The 24,170-nt window shown below is 63.0% G+C and carries 17 protein-coding genes; 7 read left to right on the top strand and 10 right to left on the bottom strand.

What is annotated here, in order from left to right; translation table 11 throughout:
• Positions 1-69: 69 nt before the first annotated feature.
• The 3 genes from M0D67_RS21535 (at position 70) to M0D67_RS21525 (ending at position 5,616) form a co-directional block, all read left to right on the top strand.
• The gene (locus M0D67_RS21535; protein ID WP_266239585.1) at positions 70-3,657 is read left to right on the top strand and encodes an indolepyruvate ferredoxin oxidoreductase family protein; all 3,588 of its coding nucleotides are present in this window, start codon (positions 70-72) and stop codon (positions 3,655-3,657) included.
• A gap of 286 nt (positions 3,658-3,943) precedes the next feature.
• A complete protein-coding gene (locus M0D67_RS21530) occupies positions 3,944-4,531 on the top strand; it encodes a hypothetical protein (protein ID WP_233464797.1) in 588 nt (195 codons plus the stop codon).
• A gap of 233 nt (positions 4,532-4,764) precedes the next feature.
• On the top strand, positions 4,765-5,616 hold the full coding sequence (locus tag M0D67_RS21525) for a hypothetical protein (RefSeq protein WP_266239632.1): 852 nt from the start codon (positions 4,765-4,767) through the stop codon (positions 5,614-5,616).
• A gap of 47 nt (positions 5,617-5,663) precedes the next feature.
• On the opposite strand, the gene M0D67_RS21520 is transcribed toward M0D67_RS21525, so the two are convergent.
• Positions 5,664-6,743: a glycosyltransferase gene (locus tag M0D67_RS21520; protein ID WP_266239631.1), complete on the bottom strand. Its 1,080-nt coding sequence runs from the start codon at positions 6,741-6,743 to the stop codon at positions 5,664-5,666.
• Positions 6,743-7,996: an oligosaccharide flippase family protein gene (locus M0D67_RS21515; RefSeq protein WP_171926932.1), complete on the bottom strand. Its 1,254-nt coding sequence runs from the start codon at positions 7,994-7,996 to the stop codon at positions 6,743-6,745. The genes M0D67_RS21520 and M0D67_RS21515 overlap by 1 nt, the downstream gene beginning before the upstream one ends.
• A gap of 349 nt (positions 7,997-8,345) precedes the next feature.
• Between M0D67_RS21515 and M0D67_RS21510 the strand changes: the two genes are divergently transcribed.
• The gene (locus tag M0D67_RS21510) at positions 8,346-9,536 is read left to right on the top strand and encodes a glycosyltransferase (RefSeq protein WP_266239584.1); all 1,191 of its coding nucleotides are present in this window, start codon (positions 8,346-8,348) and stop codon (positions 9,534-9,536) included.
• 72 nt (positions 9,537-9,608) lie between these two features.
• Here the strand turns inward: M0D67_RS21510 and M0D67_RS21505 are convergent, their stop codons facing one another.
• Positions 9,609-10,763 carry an acyltransferase gene (locus tag M0D67_RS21505; RefSeq protein WP_266239583.1) on the bottom strand — a complete coding sequence of 385 codons (1,155 nt, stop codon included), beginning with the start codon at positions 10,761-10,763 and terminating at the stop codon, positions 9,609-9,611.
• A gap of 282 nt (positions 10,764-11,045) precedes the next feature.
• Between M0D67_RS21505 and M0D67_RS21500 the strand changes: the two genes are divergently transcribed.
• Positions 11,046-12,539: an O-antigen ligase gene (locus tag M0D67_RS21500; RefSeq protein ID WP_266239582.1), complete on the top strand. Its 1,494-nt coding sequence runs from the start codon at positions 11,046-11,048 to the stop codon at positions 12,537-12,539.
• Positions 12,536-13,753: a glycosyltransferase gene (locus M0D67_RS21495; RefSeq protein WP_266239581.1), complete on the top strand. Its 1,218-nt coding sequence runs from the start codon at positions 12,536-12,538 to the stop codon at positions 13,751-13,753. The genes M0D67_RS21500 and M0D67_RS21495 overlap by 4 nt, the downstream gene beginning before the upstream one ends.
• A gap of 51 nt (positions 13,754-13,804) precedes the next feature.
• Here M0D67_RS21495 and M0D67_RS21490 read toward each other — a convergent pair whose 3' ends face one another.
• Positions 13,805-15,547, bottom strand: a complete 1,743-nt coding sequence (locus M0D67_RS21490) for an FAD-dependent oxidoreductase (protein ID WP_266239580.1) — start codon at positions 15,545-15,547, stop codon at positions 13,805-13,807.
• A 229-nt stretch (positions 15,548-15,776) separates the two neighbouring features.
• Positions 15,777-16,397, bottom strand: a complete 621-nt coding sequence (locus tag M0D67_RS21485; protein ID WP_171926926.1) for a putative colanic acid biosynthesis acetyltransferase — start codon at positions 16,395-16,397, stop codon at positions 15,777-15,779.
• 176 nt (positions 16,398-16,573) lie between these two features.
• Between M0D67_RS21485 and M0D67_RS21480 the strand changes: the two genes are divergently transcribed.
• The gene (locus M0D67_RS21480) at positions 16,574-17,071 is read left to right on the top strand and encodes a hypothetical protein (RefSeq protein WP_171926925.1); all 498 of its coding nucleotides are present in this window, start codon (positions 16,574-16,576) and stop codon (positions 17,069-17,071) included.
• Between the two features lie 31 nt (positions 17,072-17,102).
• On the opposite strand, the gene M0D67_RS21475 is transcribed toward M0D67_RS21480, so the two are convergent.
• From M0D67_RS21475 to M0D67_RS21455, 5 genes are all read right to left on the bottom strand, one after another.
• Complete coding sequence (locus M0D67_RS21475) at positions 17,103-18,455, bottom strand: glycosyltransferase WbuB (RefSeq protein ID WP_266239579.1); 1,353 nt, start codon at positions 18,453-18,455, stop codon at positions 17,103-17,105.
• Positions 18,456-18,510: 55 nt separating this feature from the next.
• Entirely contained in the window at positions 18,511-19,653 is a 1,143-nt protein-coding gene (locus M0D67_RS21470) for a glycosyltransferase family 4 protein (RefSeq protein ID WP_171926923.1), read from the bottom strand.
• A 112-nt stretch (positions 19,654-19,765) separates the two neighbouring features.
• On the bottom strand, positions 19,766-20,725 hold the full coding sequence (locus M0D67_RS21465; protein ID WP_154559513.1) for a GDP-L-fucose synthase: 960 nt from the start codon (positions 20,723-20,725) through the stop codon (positions 19,766-19,768).
• Between the two features lie 5 nt (positions 20,726-20,730).
• Positions 20,731-21,849 carry a GDP-mannose 4,6-dehydratase gene (gmd, locus tag M0D67_RS21460; protein ID WP_266239578.1) on the bottom strand — a complete coding sequence of 373 codons (1,119 nt, stop codon included), beginning with the start codon at positions 21,847-21,849 and terminating at the stop codon, positions 20,731-20,733.
• 80 nt (positions 21,850-21,929) lie between these two features.
• On the bottom strand, positions 21,930-24,164 hold the full coding sequence (locus tag M0D67_RS21455) for a polysaccharide biosynthesis tyrosine autokinase (RefSeq protein WP_266239577.1): 2,235 nt from the start codon (positions 24,162-24,164) through the stop codon (positions 21,930-21,932).
• Positions 24,165-24,170: the final 6 nt, after the last annotated feature.

The raw sequence follows: 24,170 nt of genomic DNA, 5'->3' as shown, positions 1-24,170 counted from the left end.
TGTGATTTTACGATGGGAATTCGGCTTCCTATACTCGCCAGGACAATAAAGCTCCCGGAGACGCCGCCCATGAACGCCCCCCTATCGCCCCCGCTGCACGACGCGCTTGCCACCGTTTCACTCGACGACAAATACACGCTTGAGAAAGGCCGCGTTTACATGAGCGGCACCCAGGCGCTGGTCCGCTTGCCGATGCTGCAGAAAGAACGGGATCGTCGCGCGGGACTGAACACGGCGGGTTACGTATCGGGCTATCGCGGCTCTCCGCTCGGGGCGTTCGACCAGGCGCTGTGGAAAGCGAAGAAGCATCTGAAGGAACACGACGTCGTGTTCCAACCTGGGGTTAACGAGGACCTCGCCGCCACCGCGGTGTGGGGCACGCAGCAACTCAATCTGTGGCCCGACGCGAAAGTCGATGGCGTATTCGGCATGTGGTACGGCAAGGGACCGGGTGTCGATCGCACCGGCGACGTCTTCAAGCATGCCAACTCGGCAGGCAGCGATCCGCATGGTGGCGTGCTGGTGCTTGCGGGCGACGATCACGCGGCGAAGTCGTCGACCGTTGCGCACCAGTCCGAACATATGTTCGTCGCGAGCGGCATTCCGGTGCTCTATCCGGCGAGCGTGCAGGAATATCTCGACTATGGCCTGCACGGCTGGGCCATGAGCCGTTATTCCGGTCTGTGGGTCGCGATGAAATGCGTGACGGACGTCGTAGAAGCCAGCGCGTCGATCGACATCGATCCTGACCGCTTGCAGATCGTGTTGCCGAATGACTTCGAAATGCCCGAAGGCGGCTTGAACATCCGCTGGCCCGATCCGCCGCTTGCGCAGGAAGCGCGTCTGCTCAACCACAAGTGGTATGCGGCGCTCGCCTATGTGCGCGCGAACAAACTGAACCGCGTGGTGATCGATAGCCCGACGCCGCGTCTGGGCATCATGACCGCGGGCAAAGCCTATCTCGACGTGCGCCAGGCGCTGGCGGACCTGTCGCTCGACGACGACACCTGCGCACGGATCGGCATTCGCGTGCTCAAGGTCGGTTGCGTATGGCCGCTCGATGCGCAGAACGCGCGCGACTTTGCTACGGGACTCGACGAGATTCTGGTGGTCGAGGAGAAACGCCAGATCCTCGAATACGCACTGAAGGAAGAGCTTTACAACTGGCGCGACGACGTGCGCCCGAAGGTATTCGGCAAGTTCGATCAACGCGATGACGCCGGCGGCGAGTGGTCGGTCCCGCGTGGTCAGGCGCTGTTGCCGATGCAATACGAACTGTCGCCGGCGCTGATCGCGAAGGCGATCGCGCGGCGTCTCGCGAAAGCCGATTTGCCTGCGGACGTACGCGCCCGGATCGAAGCACGCATTGCCATCATCGAAGCGAAGGAACGCGACGCCGCCACACCGCGCACCGTCACCGAACGGCAACCGTGGTTCTGCTCGGGTTGCCCGCACAATACGTCGACGCGCGTCCCCGAAGGCTCACGCGCGCTGGCCGGCATCGGCTGTCACTACATGACCATATGGATGGACCGCAACACGGAAACCTTCAGCCAGATGGGCGGCGAAGGTGTCGCGTGGACCGGCCAGATGCACTTCACCAATGAACGTCACGTGTTCGCGAATCTGGGCGACGGTACGTACTTTCACTCGGGTTTGCTGGCGATCCGCGCCTCGATCGCGGCCGGTGCGAATATCACCTACAAGATTCTTTATAACGATGCGGTCGCGATGACCGGCGGCCAGCCCATCGACGGCGTGCTGACGGTGCCTCAGATCGCGTTCCAGGTAACGACCGAAGGTGCGAAGCAGGTGCTCGTCGTCACCGACCAACCCGAAAAATACGCTACGGGCGTACGCTTGCCGGAAGGCGTGAAGGTGTATCACCGCGACGAGCTCGATCGTCTGCAACGCGAGTTGCGCGAGGTCGCGGGCACCACGATCCTGATCTACGACCAGACCTGTGCGACCGAAAAGCGCCGGCGCCGCAAGCGCGGCACCTATCCGGATCCGGCCAAGCGGGCGTTCATTAACGACGCCGTCTGCGAAGGCTGCGGCGACTGCTCGGTGAAATCGAATTGCCTGTCTGTCGAACCGCTGCAAACGCCGCAAGGCACCAAGCGCAAGATCAATCAATCGTCGTGCAACAAAGACTTCTCGTGCGTGAACGGCTTTTGCCCGAGCTTCGTCACTGCTGAAGGCGCGCAGTTGAAGAAGCCGGCAAAGACGGCCAGTGGGACCGCGCTTCCGGACTTCACCGCGCTGCCGCGCCCAGAGATCGCAGGTCTTGCAAAGCCCTATGGCGTGCTCGTAACGGGTGTCGGCGGCACCGGCGTCGTGACGATCGGCGGCCTGCTCGGCATGGCAGCGCATCTCGAGAACAAAGGCGTCAGCGTGCTCGACATGGCGGGCCTCGCGCAAAAAGGCGGCGCTGTACTGAGCCACGTACAGATCGCAGCAACGCCGCACGAATTGCACGCAACCCGCATTGCGACCGGCGAAGCGCGCCTGATTCTGGGCTGCGACGCGATCGTGTCAGCGTCCGCCGAAGTGCTGGCGCGCACGCAACGCGGTGTCACCAAGGCGGCGATCAATAGCGGTGCAACGCCGACCGCGCAATTCGTGCGCGATCCGCAGTGGGCCTTTCCCGGCGATCAGATCCAGGGCGACCTGCGCGACAGCATCGGCGAGGACTGCGACTTCATCGACGCCAATCGCCTCGCGCTCGCGTTGCTTGGCGACACGCTGTACGCGAATCCGCTGCTGCTGGGTTTCGCATGGCAACGCGGTTGGTTGCCGGTCAGCTACGAAAGCCTCGACCGTGCCATCGAACTGAATGGGGTCGCGGTCGACAAGAATCGCCTCGCGTTCGAATGGGGCCGCTTTGTCGCGCAGCATGGCGAGGCAGCGGCCGATGCATTCGCGCCGCGTACCAATCAGCAACAGGCAATCGTCGTGCACATGCCGGAGTCGCTGGAGCGGCTCATCGAGCGTAACGTCGAACTGCTGGGCCTCTACCAGAATGAACAGTATGCCGCGCGCTATCGAGCGGTAATCGAACAGATGCGAGCCAAGGAAACCGCGCTCGCCGCGGGCGCGAAGCTACGCCTCACGCCAGTGGTCGCGCGCAATCTGGCCAAGCTGATGACCTACAAGGACGAATACGAGGTTGCGCGTCTCTATGCCGACCCGGCGTACTTCGACAAACTGCGGGCGCAGTTCGAAGGCGAACCTGGCCGCGACTACAAGCTCGGCTTTTACCTCGCACCGCCCTTGCTGGCGAAACGCGACGAACACGGTCACCTGAAAAAGCAACGCTTCGGGCAACGGACACTCCCGATGTTCCGCGTGCTCGCGAAGCTCAAATTCCTGCGCGGCGGTGCGTTCGACGTGTTCGGCAAGACCGCCGAGCGGCGCGGTGAACGCGCCCTGATCGATCAGTACATCGCCTTGATCGACGAGTTCTGTCGCACGCTGGACAACAACCGTCTGGACGTCGCGATGCGGCTTGCCAATCTCCCCGACGAGATTCGCGGTTTCGGCCACGTCAAGGAACGCAACGTCTTGGCTGCTGCGACGAAACACGAGAAATGGCTGGCGGAATATCGCAACGCGGCTGACCAGGTGGACTTCCAACCGGTGAGAAAGGCAATCTGACAACCGGGTCACTCAGTCAGCGTGGCGGCACGCGGCGTCCAGGGAATTCCCCTGGATTTTCGCCGCGTTTGCCGCCCTTTCACGCCGGAGTGTCTTGATTCGACTGCAGGATGGCGTTTTCGTACGCTATAAGGCGCCTTGTGTCGACAGTGCCCGGTGTTAGGCTCAAGAAAGCAGCCTTCGCGGCAGTGAGCCGCCGTTCAGCGGCAAAATCAGCAGCCACGAGAACATACCGCGAAGCGCGATTGCCGGCGAACGGCGAAACATCGCTGCGGGAGCGACTGCGATGAGAATCAGAACATATACGGCATTGACGCTATCGGTGCTTAGCAGTGCTGCTTTCGCATGGCAGCCGCTCATCTATCCCATCCGAAGTCAAAGCGCTTATCAGCGCAGCATCGACACCGCGATGTGCTACGCCACTGCCAACAAGCAGACCAAGATCAACATCGCGCACGAATCGCAGCTTCCACCGCGCAAACCTGCGGCAACCAAAACGTCGTCGACGGGGGCCCCGTCGCGGCCACCCTTGCCCTCCAGCAGTTTTTCAGCGACCCCGCCTGGCGCCAGCATGCCCGCAGCCGCAGCCGCACCAGCCGCAAGCGGAGCCGGCGTGAGCACGGCAACGACCGCTGCAGCGACAAAGACAGCAAGTTCAACCACGGCAACCGCGACGACCGCGGCCGCCACGCCGGCATCGGCAACCAGCGCGGATAACGGCGCCTCGGGGACGGCAGCAGCCGGCGCGGCACAAACGGCCGCGGCATCCGGCGTGAAGCTGCCGCCGCTGCCGGCGCCTGAACCGCCAATGACACAGTATTGGGCCGCGTATGGCGCGTGCATGCAAGCGCGGGGTTACGTCGTCGCACAGTAATCCCGACTGCAAGCCTCGCTGCCGTGCCTGGTTCTTCCTGATTGTGGCGCCGGCATTCGACGCCCGTTTGCGAAACGGCAATGCTTAGCGACTTTACTTCCGATCAGCATGATTACCCCCAATGCGAGCACTGCGGTGCGTCGCTAGCCGGTCGCTTTACGCCGTGCGCCGAGTGCGGCGCGCGTCCAGTCGATTCGCCCGGCACGCGCCGACCGCTGCCTCCCCCCTTGAAAATGCCGCTGGGCGATACCCAGCCGATGCTGGTGACCCGGCTGATGACGCCGCGAATCTGGCGCCCGTCTTCGCGAGAGCTAACCGATCCGTATTCCGTCACCAGCGAGACACCGGTCGCCGCCCCCGTCGTGCACAAACTACGCCAGCCCGTCGTGCTCGGCGTCTCGATGCTGGTTGTCGCGTCCGCCGTGTACCTGGGGTTCATTCACAGCAACGACTCGGACGACGGCACCCCTATCGCGGTGTCCGGCAAAGTGAAGACCCAGAACGTGAAACCGCCGATTGCCCTCGCTCAGCGGTCCGCGCCGGTCTTCGTTGCTCAACGGCCCGTGAAGCCCGTGCCCGTGCGATCGCTTCCTGTCCCGGCACCGGTTGCGCCGCCGCCGGCTCCGCGGCGCATGATGACGGCATCGGCCGAGGCGAAGCACAACCCGGGCGGCCAGACCGACAACCCGCCCGTCAAACCTCCCGTAGACGCCTCGAAGCAGATCAGGTCCGCCCGCGCCAATCTGCAGCAGAACAATCTGTCGGCGACGAAAGCGCGCCTGGCGGCAGCCATCGCGGCCCAGCCGGACAACCCCGACGCACTGCGCATGCGCGACACCGTGACCGCGCGTGAACAAGAGCGGGACGCTCTTTTGAGCGTGGCGCGAGGTTGCGGCTATGTCGCACGCTGGGCGTGCGTCTGGCACAAAGCCGGCGATGCGCTGCAGGTCGATTCGAGCAGCAAGGAAGCCCAGCGCCTGCTGACCCTCGCGATGCGCGAGTCCGAACTGGCGAGCGCGTGGCCGTCGACGCCCGCACCCGAGACGACATCCGACGACCGCAGCTCCGCCATCAGCCACCATTGAACGTCAGGTGTCCCGGCGCAAGCCATAGGCAGGGTCCAGCCGAAGAACTAACGGGCCGGCACGGCGAGATGGCTACTGACCTGATGCGCAATCGCCCGATAGCGAGCCGCCGTATCGCTAAGCGTCAGACCGGCAAGCGAGCGTTGCGCCCGCGCCTGCCCTAGCGCCGCGACCACGGCATCCGCATAGCACGGCACATCGTCCGTATCGACTAACTGCACACCGGGAAAGCCGTTCGCGAAGGCAAACGACGGAATCCTGCTCGCGACGATCGGGATACCGGAAGCCAACGCTTCAAGAAACGCCACGCTGTGTGCCTCGGAACGCGAGGGCATGACGAACACGTTCGACTCCGACAGCACGCTCGCCACATCGGTGCGCGGACCCGCCACCACGACGCGGTGCGCGATCCCCAACTCCTGCACGAGACCAATGACGGTGCGCTGATAATCCGGATCTTCGACCACGCCGTACAGCACGAGGCGCGCGTCCGTCACCTGCTCGAGCACCTGGCCAAAGGCGCGCACCGTCAGAAGCTGATTCTTCACCGACGCATACCGCCCGATCTGCACGACCTGGGGCGCCCGGCCACTATATCCGGCACCGTCGGTGAACGTGAAGCGGCCGAGGTCGACCCCGTTGGGCACCACGGTCATCGAAGGATGCGGTCCGATGGCCTGCACGTAATCGGTCATGCCTTGTTGCGATACGCTGATCACGACCCGGGCACGTCCGGACAGGATGTGCTCGACGCGCCGGAACAGCGGCCGCTCGAAATCGTTGGCGGCCGAATGCATGACGTAGACGACCGGCACCCGTATTGGCAACGCGCGCGCATAAAACGAAGGAATCGTGGCGTGCGCGAAAATCACGTCCGGTTGAAATCGCCGCACCGTGAAGAACAGATTCGACAGTTTGCCCGCGACGCGCCTGCGCCGCGAAGGAAACCAGCACTGCACACCGTGCCGCTGCAGTTCGTCCTGCAAGGGCAGGAATTCGGCGTGCACGGGCAACAGCGAGGCCACACACACGGCCATGCCTCCGGCGCTTTGATCGATAGCGAGGTCCTTGGCGAGGACTTCGGCGCCCGACAAACGCGGCGCCAGAACCAGATGTAAGACGCGCATCATGAAGTCCTTGCAGTCAACGTTCTGAACAGCATCCACGCCGCGGCGCAGCCAAGGCCAAGGGTCATGGACCAGGCAATACCCGTCACGCCCCACCAATGAACCGCCGCAGGCACGCTCGCCAGCAGCACGACAACCTGAATCAGCGACGCATGCACCGTCGCCTTCGCGTCACCCACCGCGCGCAGATAAGCAACCAGCACGGCAATCAACGCGCCGATCGCCATATTGATCACCAGAATTCTGAACAGCGGCACCGCAGGCAACCAGGCCGCGCCGAGAATCAGCGAGAAGAGCGGCTCGGCGATCAGCCTCAGCACCGCGACGAACCCCGCCAGCCCGATCGCGATCACGAGCAGATAAATCTTGATCAGCCGCGATGCGGCCTGCGGACTCCGGCGATGACGTGCCGCGAAGGTGGGAAAGAGGTATTGCGACATGGCGATCGCGGCGTCGGCGAGCAGCATCTGCGCGAGCCGCGACGACATCTGATAGCCACCCAGTTGCGCCGGGCCGAGCAGTTTGCCGACCACGACCTTGTCGAACTGGTTGAGCAGCAGGTTGATCACACTGCTCGCCCAGATCCAGCGACTGAAGCCGACGTAGTGACCAATGCCCGACCACACGGCGCGCATCGGCGGACGCGGTTTCATCGTCGCCCAGGTCAGGATGCTTTTCAGGCTCTCGCCGGCCACGAGGCCGAGCAGCACCGAGGCCGCACCGGCGCCGAAATACGCGAGCCCCAGTCCGACCGAACAATCGACAAATGCCGCCCCGACCTCGACGCCGGCAATATGCTGGAAGCGCCGCTCGCGCTGCACGAGGTAGTAAGTGGGCGATGCGAGACCGCGTAACAGAGGCAGCAACGCGGCAAGCTGAATCAGCACCAGTGAACCGTTCAGATGAAACTGACTGCTCAGCAATGGTGCAAGCGCGACCAGCAGCAGCGAGATGAGCACGCCGCGCGCGGTCAGCGTCGTCCACACCGCGCCGAGTTGCGTACGCGACGGTGGATGTTCGCCTTGAATGACCGCCTGCGCGAGACCCGTGTCCGACAACGCCTCGGCAATCGCCACCGCGAGCAAGGCCACGCTCACGCTGCCGATCGCCGCCGGCCCGAGCATCCGGCCAATCGCAAGAAATTTGATGGCTACGAGTCCACGCACGGCGAACTGCTGCAATAGCACCCATGTCGCCGCGCTCGCGCCGAAGCTGGCCGCTATCGAGAGCGCCGGAAGCCTGATCGCCCGCAAGCTGTTTCTCCGTCGAATCGGAGCGCCGTTGACTCGGCCATAAGCAGCGATTCAATGCATCGCTGCGAAACGCCGCCGGCGCATAAATTGTTAGATTGCACCAGCAAGCTGGCGAGTTTTTTCATCGAATCCCATATACGACCTTACAGCGAGACAATCGGCAACAACCGCCATCAGCTAGGTCAGTTCAGCCGAAGCCATTGCGCTCTAGTACGTTTACCCACAGAACGGGTCAAATAGACGGATTCACTGACGCCGCCGATGCTAACGTTGTTCAGCTAGCGCCTCAGACAGCCGGCGCAAGGGTGCTTTTCCACAACGCATTCGACCACTGAAGACCACTGCATCGATGGAACAAGACTACGTCCTGATTGTGGAACCCAACCTCACCGGCCACCGCTGGCGTTATGTCGAATGGACCATGCAGGCCTGCACGGAAGCCGGCTATCCCTGCATCCTCGCAACGGAATCCGCCAACGAAGACCATCGGCTCGCCAGACAGATCGTCGCCGCGAACCGCGCGGATCTGCAGATCGCCTTCGTCGACCCCGAGGAGCGGCCCCGCGGGCTGTTGCGCCAGTCGAACCAGTATTCACGCTTTCACCGCTATTTCAAGCGCGTGCATCGCATCGTCAGCCACGCGCAGCCGATCAGGCTGGTGGTTGTGCCCTATGTGGATTACTTCCTCTACGCGTTGCCGTTTCTCGGTTCGCCTTTTCGCAAGACACCCTGGATCGGCATCACGATGCGCTCGACCTTCCATCATCACAAGGTCGGCATCAAGTCGCCCGACCGACCGATTGTGAATGCGGTCAAGGCGCTGCTTTTCAAGCGTGCAATTCGCTCCGTCGGGCTGCGCACACTGCTGACGATCGACCCGACTCTGCCGGAATGGTCCGCGCACAACGCCTCGAAAAACAGCGCGGCCGTCGCCTATGTCGCGGACCCGTTTCCGGACGAGCACGCGGAAAATCCAGTGCTGGCCCGTGAGCGTCTCGGACTGAACCCCACGCAGCGTTATCTGCTGGTGTACGGCTCGATCACCGAACGCAAGGGCATCTACGAACTGGTCCACGCGTTGACGCGTCTGGAGCATGCGCCCACGCTGATCGTCGCGGGCGAGCAGGATGCGGGCACGCGCCATTTCATGCGCAATCATGTGCGCAACCTCACGCCTGCGCCGCTGGTGCTCGACTCCTTCATTGCGAACGACGTCGAGCGCGATCTGTTCTCCGCCTGCGACGCAGTCTGGCTAGGCTACAAGGGACACTACGGCATGAGCGGCGTGCTCGTGCAGGCGTACCGCTTCGGCAAGCCCGTGATTGCAACGGAAGATGGCCTGATCGGCTGGTTCAGCCGGCGCTGCGAACTGGGACCGATTCTGAAGGACTTGAGTTCCGCCTCGATCGGCAAGGCGATCACCGAGACCATGACCTCGTGGCCGCACGAGCCCGAGGCCGTTCCGGCGGCACGCGAAGATCTGCTGTCACGGCATACGCTCGGGCAATTCAAGCAGACCTTGCTTCAGCAGATGGCCTGACCCGGCAACACGCCTTCTTCGACACACCCTCACCTCGGTAGAGACTCAGAGAGTCTGGCGCGATGCGCTATGTCATCGCGCGGCAGCCTGGCCGCCGGCAACCGGCACTTCCTCGCGCACCGAGCTGTTGCGCTTTGCCGGGAACAGCGCGTTGCGCATCAGCAGGAACGGATACTCGATCGCGCGCGTGGTCACGTAGCCGATCGCAATCGCGAAAGCGAACTGCGCGGTAAGCGCCACGATCCAGATTACGCTCGGCGCGAGACCCATGGCGGTCGCTTTGCGAATCAGCATGTCGCCCGGAGCGAGCGCAAGCGAATGCCACAGGTAAATGCCGTACGAATAGAGGCCGATCCAGGCAATCCCGCGATACACCCACGACGTCTTGAACGATCCCGAATACTCCAGCACGAACACGATCAGCGCGGCAAAACCGAGCGCCTGAATCGTATAGCCGATGCTTTCGTCAAGCGCGATGTGTTTCGTCGCAAGGGCGAGCCACGCACACAGAATCACGATGCTGGCGACCAGCAGCCATTTGCGCTTTGCGATCTGATGATAGACGCCCGGTTTCATCCAGTAGATCGCGGACAGAATCACGCCGACCAGCAAACTGTCGATGCGATATTGCGTGTACGCGAATGCCCCTTCCAGGTTGCCGCCCGCCACAGCGAAGCAGCGCGCGGTGAACACCACCGCGCAGATTCCGGTGAGCACGCCGACAATCGTCCATGCGCCAAGGCGCCAGCGCGCGAACAGCAACAGCAGCGCCGGCAGGACGAGATAAAAGTGTTCTTCGACCGCGAGGCTCCAGGTCTGGGTAATCGAGGTGCCCAGATAGTTCTGCAGGTGGGTCAGGTTCTGCACCAGAAACGTATTCCACGGATGGCGACCGGCCAGCACATGAAACGCGATCAGCACGTAATACGCAGGCCAGATGCGGAAAATCCGCCGGACGATAAAGCGCTTCGCGTCGACATTACCTGATTCGGCGTACTGTCGAAGCAGCAGGCCGCCAACCAGAAATCCGCTCAGCGTAAAGAACAGGTTGACGCCTTCCCGCCCGAAATTCTTCAGGGGGTACTCGATGATCTCAATGAGGATGTTGCCGGTCTGAACGACATGAAAGTGAAAGCCCATCACCATGATAATGGCGATGCCGCGCACGAAATCCAGCTCGATGGCCCGCCCGGCTGTTACGGATTTCGCCCCGCCGAATAATTTCATGTTGTTCTCCCCTGTCACCATTCTTGGGCGCGTGTCCCTTTTTGCATCTTCGGTGGCGGCACGCGTGCGCGCGCGCCAACATCAAGGCATTGGCCGACAACATCAGCAAGTGTGCGCGCGTCTTGCAGGGACCGCCCTTGCCACTGTCGCCAGAACCCAGGCAATGGGCGACGAAACTGGCCAGGTGGAACGGCCACATGGGGATATTCCCGCACAATGACCCGATGCGAGACCGTCCGCTATAGACCAACGGCGGATCGACAGCACGGGGAGGGATTAGCAATGCGCCATCAGTATGCGACGCTCTGGATATGGTTATTTCTGTTACCGCTTGCACTGGACTATAAAGCGCCCGACGCCAACGTAGGCCACTTTATCCAGTTCGTTTTCGTCATCCCCGTGATCGCCTCGGGACTCGCTCTCGCGCTGATCGCGCCGCGCTTTCACAACGGCTCGCGGCTGCGCTCGGTGATCACCTTCAGCGTGCTGCTGTGCGTGCTCGGCAGCATCGTCGCCCAGTTTGTTCAGGATAACGACACCGGCAACTATCTGCGCGTTCTCCTGCCGTTCGTGCTGTTTCTGCTGGGCTACCTCGTGGCCTGCCGTCCGTGGAGCGAATACAGAATCTCGCAGTTCGAGAAAGCCCTGTTCGTCTCCAACGTGATCTGTCTCCTGTTCACCTTCGCCTATGGCCTCGCCACGAGCGGCGACCTCGAAGATGCGCGCTTTCGTATCATCTCCGTGACGTTGCTGGGGCTACAAGCCGTGCTACTGCACGAATTCGTCGTCGCCAGACGCTTTTCGTTTTTCACCATCGCGGTGTTCGCGGTCAGCGTGATCGTCGAGTTGCTGAGCGTGACGCGCAGTTTGATGATCGGCACGGTCTTCCTGTTCCTGTTCGCGATGGCACTGAGCGCACCGTCGATCCAGCTTGTCTGGCGCACGGCCGCCCGCAGCGTAATGACCGGCGCGGTGCTGGCCGGCGTGGTCGGCATCGTGGCAGTCACTTTCCCGACCGTCACCGAACACTGGACGCAGCGCATTTTCGCGTCCGAGGAAACCGTCACCGGCAAGGATCCCACCACGATCACCCGTCTCGCCGAGATGCGCGATCAGTACGACCAGGTGACAGCGTCGCCGGAAACGCTGCTGTTCGGCGAAGGCTACGGGCACTACTACCGTTATTCCCCCGTTTACCTGCCAGACCTTGCCGGCCAGATCAGCGAGAAAGACTTCTACGCGATCAACGAATGGCCGGCGGGCCATAATTTCTGGGTCTATCAGCTCTTCGCGGGCGGACTGCTGTTCGGCATCGCCATGCCTTTGGCGACCCTGGCCGCGCTGGCAATCTGCTTTTTCTCGTACCGCTACTGGCGCGTGGTGGTTCCCGACGCGCCCATGCTTCCGGTGTTAGGCCGCGCCATCATGCTGTTCGCCGCGCTGCCGGCTACGTCGATCGGTGGCAATCCGCTCGGGCCGCGTTTCTCCGGACTGATATTCGGCGTTGCCCTCGGCCTGATGATCGCCACGCACGCGCGATTGCAGCGCGCACTGCCAGCGCGGATGAAACGCCCGCCTACGCCCCCGCATTTGCACCCAGCCGCCATGCCTGAATTGCCGGGCAGAATCCAGCCCGGCATGGGTCGCGCGGATCTCGCGACGACCCTCGGCATCTCGCACGCGGCAAGCACCGCGCCCGGCTCCAGCCAGTTCGGCGCCCTCGTGTCGCGCACCACGTCGACGCAAAACGCCAATCGACGGAATATCGTCCGATGAAAATTCTCCATTTGCTTGCAAGCGTCGATCCCCGCGCGGGCGGCCCGGTTGAAGGCGTTCGCCGCAGCGGCGCGGCGATGCAGGACGCCGGGCACGAAATCGAAGTGGCCACCTGCGATGCGCCCGGCGACGCCTACCTCGCGTCCTTTCCGTTTCCGGTCCACGCATTCGGCCCCGTCAACAGCCGCTATAGCTACAGCGCGCCACTCGCGCCGTGGCTCGCCGCCAACGCGAAGCGCTTCGACGCGGTCATCGTGCACGGCTTGTGGCAGTACCACGGCTTCGCAGCATGGAAAGCGCTGCGCCAAAGCGACGTGCCCTACTACGTGTACGTACATGGCATGCTCGACCCCTGGTTCAAACAGGCTTACCCGCTCAAGCATCTGAAGAAGTGGTTGTACTGGCCTTGGGCCGAATACCGGGTACTGCGCGATGCACGCGCCGTCATCTTTACGACGGAGGAAGAACGTGCGCGCGCCCGTCAATCGTTCTGGCTGTACCGGGCGCATGAGCGGATCGTGCCGTACGGCGCGACCGTGCCGCCGCTCGACATAGAGCCTCTGCGCGAAGCGTTCCTGCAAGCCGTGCCCGGCTTGCGCGGCAAACGCATCGTGCTGTTTCTCGGCCGCGTGCACGCGAAGAAAGGCTGTGATCTGCTGATCGATGCGTTTGCGCGGATCGCCGGCCGCGACCCGTCGCTGCATCTCATGATTGCGGGTCCCGACGAGACCGGCTGGGTGGCCAGCTTGCGCGCCCAGGCTCAGGCAGCCGGCATCGCGCACCGCCTCAGCCTGCCGGGCATGCTGCAAGGTGATCTCAAGTGGGGCGCGTTCCATGCAAGCGACGTGTTCGTTCTGCCCTCGCATCAGGAGAACTTCGGCGTAGCGGTTGCCGAAGCGCTCGGCTGCGGACTGCCGGCGCTGATCTCCGACAAAGTCAACGTGTGGCGCGAGATCGAAGCGGACGGTGCGGGAATGGTGGCTGCCGACACAGTAGACGGTACGGAAAAGAATCTCGTGCGCTGGCTCGAGCTCGACGACACCGCACGCGCCGCCATGCGCGCTCAGGCAACTCGCACTTTCGAAGCACGTTTCCGGGTCGAAACCATGGTCAGCGCGTTGACCGCGCTGCTGGAAACGAAAGGCAGCATCGGCGAAACGCGCGAAAACACGCTCACCACGCTGCGCGAAGCCACGACTCAACCGAGCCGGTGACGTTGGGATAACAGCGCGCGCCGCGAGGCGCGCACTGTCACCGGCTGTTCTTCACTGCTCCTTCATCAACGGCGTCAAGGTCGAGGCTGCGATCGGCAGGGTTTCGACTTGAGGCTGCTGCGTCTGAATCGATATCAGGGAACTGTTGGCGGCGTCGCCCCGCGTATCGCCGACGATATCCGGGACATCGAGTTGCCGCACCAGATGACCCGCGAGGCGTAGCGCAAGCGCGGCGATCGTGATGGTCGGAAAGTTGGCGCCGACGGTTGGAAACACCGAGCTGCCCGCCACATAAAAATTGCTCATCCCGTGCACCTTGCAATCGCGATCCACCACGCCTTCACGTGGCGAATCGTGCATGCGCGTGGTGCCCATGTGATGCCACGTGCCCTCCAGCTTCGCCGGCCAACTACGGCCTTCGAGCGGTACGTCGAGTTCGACGTCCGCGATGCCCGCCATCTGCAACTCCTGCGCGAGCAACGCGAAGGTTTTGTCGAAGGTGCGTTGCACCTGTTCGCCCAGACGCCACTCCACCTTCACCCGCGGCATGCCGAACCGGTCGCGTTTATCGGCCGACAACGTGACCCGGCTATCGGGGTCGGGCACCGCTTCGACGATCGCCTGCAAGGTCACGTCCGTGATCAACGCCGGCCATTGCAAAAGCCGCGTCAAACCGTAGCCGACGGTGTGCAGCGGATGCGCGATCATCGTCGCGACATCGGTTTTCAGGCTGCGGCCCGGCTGGTCCTTCTGCAACAGCGCTTCCTTGCAGTGGATCAGGGCCTCGGATCCTGCCGTTCCTTCACCGTACCAGCGCGAATAAAGCCACACGCGCGAGTTCAGCAGCTTCTCGCGTTCCATCAACTCCTGCTTCGGCGCGAACTGTGAGGATATCTTCGTGCCGTGCGCCGACACCGCGGCATTCTGATAGTGATACTTGATGTCATACAGCTTATTGCGCGCGTTGCCCGGACGAAAACGCACTTTGCCGGACATCATCCGCGGATGATCCATGAAGTAACGGCCCACCAGATCGTTGGCATTGCCGAGTCCCGCCGCCTGCACGTTGTTCGAAGCGAGTAGAAGCCGCGCATTCTCGATGCCGCCCGTGGCGAGCACGAAAATCCTCGCGGTCACCGTCATTTTGCGTCCACTGATGGTCGCCACCTGAAGCCGCGCAACAGACGTGCCCTCAGCATCGGCGTCGATATTCTGCACATTCGCATGCAGAAACACGCGCACCCGCGCCGAACGCGACAGCTCGTCGCGATAGGCCTTGCCGAAACGCACAGGAGGGCTGAATTGCGCGACGGTATCGCGCATGTCGCCGGTCGCAAGCGGTATGCGGCGCACGTCATGGCGCCCGATCTCGCGCTCCCAGTAGGCAGGGTCGAAATTCTGCGGGCCGAGCTTCAGCAGTTCATGCGTACGCGCGTAGTACGGCGCCAGTTCGTCGAGACCGAACGGCCAGCCGCTGTGCGGGATCCAGTCGCGCTTGTCGAAGTCCCACGGATCGAGCGGACGGCACCAGCCGCCCCAGCAGTTGCTGCTGCCGCCGAAGTAACGGCTGCGCGAGCCGTCCGCGAACGAATAGGGAAGCCCGGCGTTCTCGCCGCGATAGAGGTCGCGGGTTTCGTCATCCGGCCCGAAGCCCCCGCTTTCGAGCATGCAGGTGTCGACCCCCGCCCTCGACATCTCCAGCGCAAGCGTAATCCCGGCGACTCCTCCGCCGATGATGCAGACCGTCGTTTCAATGACCGTGTTGTGTTCAACAGTGCGAGTATCGATGAACATCCCTACTCCCCATCTTCTTCATGCATGTCTGAGTGCGTCAAACCGGCTACTCATCCAACCGGGGCTGACAAGCAAACCACGCACACGTCGTTGCCGAACGCATCACCGGCGTCGCCGCAGGTGTCGATCAAGGGCATCGATCGACAATCCGATTGCGGTCGCCGACATTCCGGCTTGTCAACGACCTGGCCTCCTCAGCGTATAAACGCTGCGGTTCTCTCTCTGTGCTTCAGGTCACGGAATCGAAACGGTTCCGGATAAAACGACATGGATTGCCGCCGTACACGCCCTCTGGATCGAGCGAACGATGCACGACGGACAAGGGTGTCACCACGGCGGACCGGCCGATCGTCACACCCATCTGCACAACGCATTTCGACGTGATCCAGACGCCGTCCTCGATGACGATCGGCGCGACGCGCAGATCCATCGTCGTGCTCATATCGTGAGAGCCGGCACTGAGGAACGTCCCTTGGGAAATGCAGACATTCGAGCCGATGCGGATCAGCGCCTGGTTGTAGATCCAGACGTCGACGCCGAACCAGCAGTTATCCCCCACCTCCAGGTTCCACGGCGACTTCACGCGCAATGGATGCACGAAGCGGCAACCCGTGCCGATCTTCGCGCCGAACAGGCGTAACAACGCAACCCTGACCGACGAGAGCGGAAGCAGCTTGTTGTTGATCACACAGGCTTCCGTGACAAACCAGATGAGCTCGATCAGGGCACCGCGCTTCGCGCGATAGTTCCCCTTTCCAGCCAGACTGAGATCGATGACACGGCCATCCTCGCGAACGCCTTCGACTTCCGGCATACGCCCGATCTGCGGATCGTCGGCGGCGTTACCCATCAGATTTCTCCAGACCACGAACGGGAATCGACATACCCCTGCGTCACACTCACATTATGTTGCGACTCCTTACTGAAGCCGGCTTCATGGCCGTACGAGCAAGCGTTTTGGCGGCTGCACGCGTACTGGTTGGCGCACGATAGCGCTATTGCGACCGCATCTTCCTGGGGCATGCGATGACCATCTCGTTTCGGCACATAACACCCCCGCTGGTTCTCGCCATCGCGACCTATGCCGTACCGGCGCTCGCGCAGAACGCAGCAGCGCCCGCGCCCGCTGCGCCGGCCCTTGCCGCTACGGCTGCGACCAGCTACGGCACCCCCGCCCCCGCAGCGCGCGCCAACCCGGGTGCGGCGCATCGCAACAGCGAAGCGCAGTTGCTCGGCGCCCCACGCGACTACGGCTCGCCAGACGCGCAGCAAGGCAATACCGCCGACGCCCAGCAGGCGGCCCTGCTCGACGAACAACGCATGACGGTGCTGGGCGGAGCGCAGCCTGCCGTGCGCAAGCAGCCCAACAAGGCGCAGGCCGCCGGCAACGGCAAGGTGCGCGCGGCCGGTCAGCCAGGCGGTCCGAACGCGGCCGCCCGTCTGATGCCCGACGGCGCAGCGAAAACCACTTACGCCGATCCGTTCGATGCGGGCAAGCACGCCGTCTACAAATCCCCGTGGTGATATCGCATTCATGAGATGGCCGCGTACCGGATCAATCCGGCGCGGCTTCCTCCGTTGTAGCCGGCTTGCGCCGCCGGGTCGGGGAGGTTGAAGACCTCGGAACACCGAAATACGGCGTCTCCCCATTTGCATGCGTGCCACTTAAGCCACGTGAACCACGCGCGCCATGAACCAGCGTCGCGAGCCGCGCTTCGAACGTGCCGATCGTCGACTCCGGCGATAGCGCGCGCTCCGCATAATTGCGGGCCGCCTTACCCAGCGCCGCACGGCGTTCGGGATCTCTTGCCAGTACCGTGATCGCCGCCGCCAAAGCCTTGACGTTATCCGGCGGCACGATCACGCCGCGCGGTGCCACCGCGTCGTAGAGACCCGTGCCGCGCCGCGCCATGGCCACCACCGCGCGCCCGCTTGCGAACATGCCGGTGAGCTTCGAGGGCATCACCAGATCCGCCGCATCGCCGCGTTGCGGCAGGACATGAATGTCGGCGAGATTGAGCAGTTCGTTCAGACGTTCCATGGGTTGCAGCGGAATGAACACGCAGTTCGTCAATCCTGCGCAGCGCTGGAGCAAACTCTCTTTCGCCGCGCCGCTGCCGCAGAAAACGAAGGTGAGGTCGGTACGTGCGGCGAGCGATGCCGCCGCATCGGCGAGCGTTTCGATGCCCTGTTTCGCGCCCATGTTGCCGGAGTACAGCACCACCTTCTGGCCGGGCGGAATGCCCAACAGGCGCCGGTAGTCGCTCGCGCGCGTCAGCGGAAAGATGGTCGACACGTCGACCCAGTTCGGCAGGCACACAACCCGCGAAGGCTCGACGCCCTTGACCGCCGCGCGCAAACCCATCTGCGGCGTAATCGACGATACGGTATCGAAGCGGCGCAGCAGTGTGCTTTCGATCCAGCGCGCCACGCGCGCTGCGAGCGAGCTTTTCAGAAGACCCAGATCGAAGGCCGCATCGACCTCGAAGTCCTGAATATGCAGCCACGCACTCGCGCCCGCAAGACGCGCGAGCGCCAGCGTAGCTGGCGCGCACATCAGGGTCGGCGCGATCAGCATCGCGGCATCGGGGCGCCATAGCACCTGCCGGGCGAGCAGCGGCAACGAACTCGCCGCGAAGCTCGCCAGATGCAGCATCCGCTTCAGCCCGCTCGGACGCGCCGGCACCCACAGCGGCGCGCGCCAGATCGTCACACCGTCGCGCGTTTCGCGCTGATACCGCCATGACACATAGTTCGCCGCCACGCGCCACTCAGGGTAATAAGGCGGCGCGCACACCACGCGAACCTCGTGGCCGCGTCTGGCCAGAAGCACAGCCATTTCCGCGGTGTACTTACCCACCCCCGTCAGTTCAGGCGCGTAATTGATGCCGTAGATCAGAATCTTCATTGTGGCTGCCAGGACGGGTTAGAGCTTCGCATGGGCGACGGGACCGCGAGGCGCCTCAGTCGCTCAGCATCATGGCGCAGCCACGCGCGATATTGGCGGCGGCAGAAGGCGGATCGAAACGGCGAATCACATCCATGCAGCGGCGCGCCGTGCCGCCGGCGTCGGCGAATGCCTCCATCGCCTTGAGCATCGTGCGCTGCAGTCCGGCGACATCGCCCGCCGTGAATGCATAGCCGCTCACGCCATCGATCACCAGTTCCGGCACACAGCCGCAACTCTCGCTGACCACCGCGGGGCAACCATGCGCGAGCGCCTCGTTGACGACGAGTCCCCACGGCTCGCTATAGCTGGGCAACACCATGCAGGTCGCGCCGTAGTATTCCCGGGTGAGCGGCTCGTCCTGCAAACTGCCGGCGAAAGCTACCGCGTCGCCCAGTTCGAGATCGGCCACCTTCGCGTGCAGCGCGTCCGCCATCGGTCCCGTGCCGACAATGCGCAACTTCGCCGCCGGAATGCGGCGCCGCAAGCCGGCGAACGCCTCGATCAGCGTGCCGATGCCCTTCTCTTCCGAGAGACGGCCCACGTACAGAAACACCGGCGGATTGCCGGCGCGCGCCGCAACCCGCTCGACCAGCGCGCGCTCCGGCGCAAACGATCCAGGCATTGCCGCGGCCTGGCACGGCACGAAAATCTTGTCGCGCTTCGCGCCGAGTGACTCCAGATACTCGCGGCTACGTTCACCGAAACCGAAATAGCCGTCGCAGAGCGAAAAGAACACACGCTTCGGAATCGACGTCAGCAGTTTTTTGGGCCGGTCGCGCGCGGTCGAATCGCAGAACACCGCGCGCCGCTTGCCGGTCACGATGCACGCCAGCAGCATCGCCCAGTATTCCGGACGGTGGTAACCCGGCAGAACGATCAGATCCGACTTGGTCCGCAACACTTCCCAGGTGAGCCGCGCGATCATCTTCATCGTCGGCACATCTTCGTAGCAACCGTCGAACAGCTTATGCATCGGATAGCGATGGTACGAATAGTCGACGTCCGAAAAACCAATACGGTCGTGCTCCGTATCCGCAATCTGCACCATCGAATAGCGAATCGCGCCGGATGCCGAGATGTTATGCAAGGCGGAGAACACGACACCCTTGTGACGCGACCATACGACGTTGTGGAAGATCGTGACTGACGCAGTCATTTTTATGCCACTCCTCGAAAATCGTCCCTGTGTGCGTTGCACGCTATTCATGCGAACGCTCCACGCGCTCCCTCATTGCCGGAATCGCGCCCAGCAGCCCTTCAATGCGCGCCTAAACGTGCATGACGGCGGCGGCGGTCGAGCCGGCGTGTAATTCAACGAATTCCCGATACGTGGACGTGATGCCCTCTTCGAGGCCGATGGTCGCGTGCCAACCCATTTGCGCGAGCCGCGAGACGTCCAGCAGCTTGCGCGGCGTGCCGTCGGGTTTGGACGCGTCGAACACGAGCTCACCCTCGAAGCCGGCCACCTTGCAGATACATTCGGCCAGTTCGCGAATCGACAGGTCTTCACCCACCCCGACGTTGAACAGGCCTTCTGTCACGTTGTGTTCGAGCACGAAGAGCGTCGCCGCGGCGAGATCGTCGACGTGCAGAAACTCGCGGCGTGGCGTGCCCGAGCCCCACACCGTCAAGGTCGCGGAGCCGTCCACCTTCGCTTCGTGCGCCTTCCTGAGCAGAGCCGGCAAAACATGGCTGCTGTTCAGGTCGTAGTTGTCGTTGGGGCCGTACAGATTGGTCGGCATCAACGAGACGTACTGTGTGTTGTATTCGCGGTTGTATGCCTCGCACAGCTTGAGGCCGGCGATCTTCGCAATCGCGTAGGCGTCGTTGGTCGGCTCGAGCGGCGAGGTCAATAGATACTCCTCGCGGATCGGCTGCGGACATTGCTTCGGATAAATGCACGACGAACCGAAGAACACCAGCCGCTCCACCTGCGCGCGATACGCGGCGTGAATCACGTTGGTTTCGATCACCAGATTTTCATAGATGAACTCGCCCGGCTGCGACGCATTGGCGAGAATGCCGCCCACGCGCGCGGCCGCGAGCAGCACCACGTCGATCTTTTCCCGCTCGAAGAAGCCGTTCACGGCAGTCTGATCCGTGAGGTCGAGTTCCGCTCTCGAACGTGTGACGACGTTTTGATAGCCCTCGGCATTGAGCCGCCGGACCAGCGCGGAGCCGACCATGCCACGGTGGCCCGCCACGAAGATGCGTGCTTGTTTGTTCATCGCCGTTACTCGTGATGTTCCAGCGCCGTGAAACCGGCCAGCGTGACAAGCGCGTCACGTCTCGCAATCTGATAGTCCGAGCGCACCATTTCCTTGACGAGCGCGCTGAACGGCGTAGTCGGCTTCCAGCCGAGCTGCGCATGGGCTTTCGACGGATCGCCCAGCAGCGTCTCGACTTCGGCAGGCCGGAAGTAGCGCGGATCGACACGCACGATCACATCGCCGGGCGACATCTTGATTTCGCGCCCTTCCACCTTTTCTACGATGCCGACTTCATCCACACCGGTGCCTTCGAAACGCACCGTGACGCCTAATTCAGCGGCGGCATGCTGAACGAACTCGCGCACGCTGTACTGCACGCCAGTGGCGATGACGTAATCCTCCGGCCGTTCCTGCTGCAGCATGCGCCATTGCATCTCGACGTAGTCGCGTGCATGGCCCCAGTCGCGCAACGCCGACAGATTGCCGAGATACAAGGTCTTCTGCATGCCCACCGCGATGCGCGCCACGGCGCGCGTGATCTTGCGCGTCACGAAGGTCTCGCCACGCACCGGCGATTCGTGATTGAACAGAATCCCGTTGCAGGCATAGAGCCCATACGCCTCGCGGTAATTGACCGTGGTCCAGTACGCAAACAGCTTGGCGACCGCATACGGGCTGCGCGGATAGAACGGCGTGGTCTCGGACTGCGGCACCTGTTGCACGAGGCCGTACAGTTCCGAGGTCGAGGCCTGATAGAAACGCGTCTTGTGCTGAAGCCCCAGAATGCGGATCGCTTCGAGAATCCGCAACGCGCCGAGGCCGTCCGCGTTAGCGGTGTATTCCGGTTCCTCGAACGAAACCGCCACGTGGCTCTGCGCCGCGAGGTTGTAGATCTCATCGGGTTCCACACGCTGAATCACGCGCAGAATGCTGGTCGAGTCGGTCAGGTCGGCGTGATGCAGGAAGAGTCGCTGGTCCGGGTCGTGCGGGTCGCGATAGAGATGATCGATCCGGTCCGTATTGAACAGCGATGACCTTCGTTTGATGCCGTGTACGTCGTAACCCTTGGCGAGCAGCAGCTCGGCGAGATACGACCCGTCCTGTCCAGTAATGCCGGTGATCAGCGCGACCTTGCGTTTCATGAACCCCTCCCCTCGTTGAACTTTGAGATCCCAGTGCAACACCACGATCGAATGGCCGGCCCCGTCATGGGGCCGCCATTTCAACCCGCAATGCTGTCGTATCCGTAATAACCGCCTTGATAGCCGGAACCGAGGAATGCCCCTTCCTGAGGCACATCGGTCAACAGCACGCCTTTGAGCGATACGCCGCCGTTGAGCAGCCGCTTGGCCGTCTCGGCAATCTCGTTCAGCGGATGGCGGCCGTGGCGCACCACCAGCAGCGTCGTGCCGGCGTACTTGCCGATCACCGTCGAGTCGGTCACGGCAAGCACCGGCGGTGTGTCGACGATCACGATGTCGTAGTGCGACTTCAACTCGTCGAGCATCGTTTGGAAACGCTTGCTCATCAGCAATTCAGACGGATGCGAGGGCAGCGTGCCCTTGGCGAGCACGTCGAGTCCGGGCAGCACGTCGCGCTGGACCATCGACGCGAGATCGCCACCGCTCAGCACGTCCGAGAGCCCCGGCTGATGGGCGATGCCGAAATGCGAATGGACGTCGCCGCGCCGCATGTCGCCGTCGATAATCAGCACCCGCTTGTTCGCCGACGCCACCAGCGCCGCCAGATTCACCGACAGGAACGACTTGCCGGTGTCGGGCCGCGAACCCGTGATCATCACGACGTTGTTCTCGGCGTGATCGAGCGACAACTGCAACGAGGTCCGCAGATTGCGCACGCCTTCCACGGCGATGTCTTCCGGCGCCTGCTGCGCGAGGACATGCAGCCCGCGCCGGCGCAGCATGACGTTTTCCTGCAAACGCAGCTGCGTCTGGCTGCGCGGCACGATCGCGAACACCGGCACGCCGAGCACCGCTTCGAGTTCGTCCGGACGTTCCACGCCGCCGTACATCGCGCGCTTGAAGAAGGTCAGCATGATGCCGATCAGCAAGCCGCCGCCGAGCGAGATCAGGATCGCCAGCACGCGCTTCGGGCGCACCGGCTCGTCAGGCGTTTCGGCGAAGTCCACCACCCGCACGTTGCCCACCTGGCCGGCTTTCGCCACCCGGAGTTGCTGCGCGCTGTTCAACAGATTGGTATAGAGCTCCGTATCGACGTGCACGTCGCGCAGCAGGCGCAACGCGGTCTGCTCGGTATCCGGCATCACAGCCACGCTGCGATTCATGGTGGCTGCCGCGCCCTGCAACGCCGCGATCTGTGCATCGAGCGCGGCTACCGCCGGGTGATTCGCCGTGAAGCGCTGCGACATCTCCGCGCGTTGCTGTTGCAGATCGAGCAGCTTCGTCTTGTTGTCCACGACCTGTTGGAGCAACAGGCGGCTTTCTTCACCGAGATCGACCGTGCCGTGCGCGTTGCGGAATTTGTTGTAGCGTTGCTCGGCGTCGTCGAGTTCCTTGCGCAAGCCGGGCAGTTGCTGGTCGAGGAAGGCCAGCATGTGCTCCGCTTCGGTCGAACGGCTTTCCACGTCCTGACGCACGAATTCGCGCGCCATGCTGTTGACGATCGCCGCGGTCAGCGCGGGGTCGCCGCCTTCGAGGCTCGTGCGAATCACACCGGACTGCAGCGTGGTTTCGGCCACCACGAGCGCCTTTTGCAAACGGTCCACGGTGCCTAGCGTCGAGGCCCGCTGCAGTTCGAAACGCGCGCCAGGCTCGCCGACCAGCTTGTCGACACGCAACGCGATCGGGCCGTCGGCGGTGTCGGTTTCCACGGTCTCGCCGACGCGGCCGGAGAGAATCGCGATACCGTTCTTGTCGCGCAGCACGTACGAACCCCCATCGCCCGCAATCAGCGTGAAGGACGTGTCGTAAAAGTCCTTCGACGTGTCAAAGCGCGACACGGCAATGCTCTCGTTACCCCATGCGAAGCCCGACAGGTTGATGAAAGAAGGCAACTTGAAGCCCCAATGTCCGTTCACCAGGCCCGCGATCATCCCGCCGATAAACGGCATATAACGCGGCGAAGCTGAAATGTCGAGGTGCAGGTTCTTGACCGTTTCCTCGGTGACGAGACGCGACTTCAGCAACTCGATCTCCGCCGCCGTCGAGGGCTTGGTGTCGAACATGCCGGTGAGCGGCGGCAAGGAATCCTTGCCGTTCGCGTTGGCGTTGGCCGTCTTGTCCTCGACGTGGAACAGCACATCCGCGCGATACGTCGGCGGCGCAAGGAACGCATACGCGCACCCCAGCGCGAGTGCGATCAGCGTCACCGTCACGATCGTGCGCCAACCTCTCACGATCGTGCGCAGATAGTCCGACAGGTGCAGCTCGTCCGGTCCGGACACGTCGGTATAGCGGTTTTCGAAATTAATTGCCATTTTGTT

Source organism: Paraburkholderia sp. SECH4 (assembly GCF_030511745.1).
In the GTDB taxonomy this organism is placed as follows: domain Bacteria; phylum Pseudomonadota; class Gammaproteobacteria; order Burkholderiales; family Burkholderiaceae; genus Paraburkholderia; species Paraburkholderia madseniana.
This window is presented reverse-complemented; position numbering and strand designations above follow the sequence as displayed.